The organism is Mesorhizobium sp. M5C.F.Ca.IN.020.32.2.1, from assembly GCF_004023105.1.
GTDB classification, from domain to species: Bacteria; Pseudomonadota; Alphaproteobacteria; order Rhizobiales; family Rhizobiaceae; genus Mesorhizobium; species Mesorhizobium wenxiniae.
The window spans coordinates 1-1,908 of the sequence record NZ_RZSX01001063.1 but is presented as its reverse complement, the minus strand read 5'-3'; the positions used below and the strand labels follow the sequence as shown (position 1 = coordinate 1,908).

The 1,908-nt window shown below is 61.8% G+C and carries 1 protein-coding gene; it reads left to right on the top strand.

The window, feature by feature from the left end; genetic code table 11:
* Positions 1–279: 279 nt before the first annotated feature.
* Positions 280–1,908: 30S ribosomal protein S1 (gene rpsA, locus EOA86_RS32840; RefSeq protein WP_128345373.1), on the top strand; the 1,629-nt coding region annotated here is incomplete at its 3' end.

The following is a 1,908-nucleotide window of genomic DNA, read 5'->3' as shown; positions in this document are numbered from 1 at the left end:
GCTATAGAAGCCGCGTTCCTGGCGGCTAGGGCGATCATCGACGACGTTCTGGCCAAGAGAAACAAAGCCTGAGCTGGGTTTTGCTCCCGCTGCCGATTGTCGGCGGCGAAAAGAAACCTATATCGGGTGCACGAACCAGCCTGCCAGCATTTTTCATGCGCCGGAATTGCCGCTTAGGCGGCCAAGGGCTTTTCTGAAGCCCGGAACGCCGGCAGGCCAACGCAACGCTAACCCACGGCGCCCGTCCCGCTTGAGATGCGGGGCATTCCAGGAGAAACTATGTCAGTTGCAAACCCTACTCGCGATGATTTCGCGAGCCTGCTCGAAGAATCATTTTCCGCCGGCCATTCCGGCGAAGGCCAAGTCGTCAAGGGCACGATCACCGCGATCGAAAAGGACATGGCCATCATCGATGTCGGCCTCAAGGTCGAAGGCCGCGTGCCGCTGAAGGAATTCGGCGTCAAGGGCAAGGACTCGACGCTCAAGGTCGGGGACTCGGTCGAGGTCTATGTCGAGCGCATCGAGAACGCGCTTGGCGAAGCGATGCTTTCCCGTGAAAAGGCCCGCCGCGAAGAGAGCTGGGTCCGTCTCGAAGAGAAGTTCACCAAGGGTGAGCGCGTCGAAGGCGTGATCTTCAACCAGGTCAAGGGCGGCTTCACCGTCGATCTCGACGGCGCCGTGGCCTTCCTGCCGCGCAGCCAGGTCGACATCCGCCCGATTCGCGACGTCTCGCCGCTGATGCACAATCCGCAGCCTTTCGAGATCCTCAAGATGGATCGCCGCCGCGGCAACATCGTGGTGTCGCGCCGTACCGTGCTCGAGGAAAGCCGCGCCGAACAGCGTTCGGAAATCGTGCAGAACCTCGAAGAAGGCCAGGTGGTCGAAGGCGTCGTCAAGAACATCACCGATTATGGTGCGTTCGTCGACCTCGGCGGCATCGACGGCCTGCTGCATGTCACCGACATGGCATGGCGCCGCGTCAACCATCCGACCGAAATCCTCAACATCGGCCAGACGGTCAAGGTGCAGATCATCCGCATCAACCAGGAAACCCACCGCATCTCGCTCGGCATGAAGCAGCTCGAGAGCGATCCGTGGTCCGAGATCGGAACGAAATTCCCGATAGGCAAGAAGATCAAGGGCACCGTCACCAACATCACCGACTACGGCGCATTCGTCGAGCTGGAGCCGGGCATCGAGGGCCTCATCCACGTTTCGGAAATGTCGTGGACGAAGAAGAACGTCCATCCCGGCAAGATCCTGTCGACGACGCAGGAAGTCGATGTGGTGGTGCTCGAGGTCGATCCGGCCAAGCGCCGCATTTCACTCGGCCTCAAGCAGACGCTCGAGAACCCGTGGCAGGCTTTCGCCAGCAGCCATCCGGTCGGCAGCCAGGTCGAGGGCGAGGTCAAGAACAAGACCGAATTCGGCCTGTTCATCGGCCTCGAAGGCGATGTCGACGGCATGGTCCATCTTTCCGACCTCGACTGGACCCGTCCGGGCGAGCAGGTGATCGAGGAGTACAATCGCGGCGACATGGTCAAGGCGCAGGTGCTCGACGTCGACATCGACAAGGAGCGCATCTCGCTCGGCATCAAGCAGCTGGCCAAGGACACGGCCGGCGAGGCGGCGACTTCAGGCGAACTGCGCAAGAACGCGGTCGTCACCTGCGAGGTGACCGGCGTCAAGGATGGCGGTCTGGAAGTGCGGCTCGTCGAGAGCGGCATCGAGACCTTCATCAAGCGCTCCGACCTCAGCCGCGACCGCGACGAGCAGCGCCCAGAGCGCTTCACGGTCGGCCAGAAGGTCGACGCCCGCGTCATCGCCTTCGACAAGAAGACCCGCAAGCTGCAGGTCTCGATCAAGGCGCTGGAAATCGCCGAGGAGAAGGAAGCGGTCGCCCAGTAC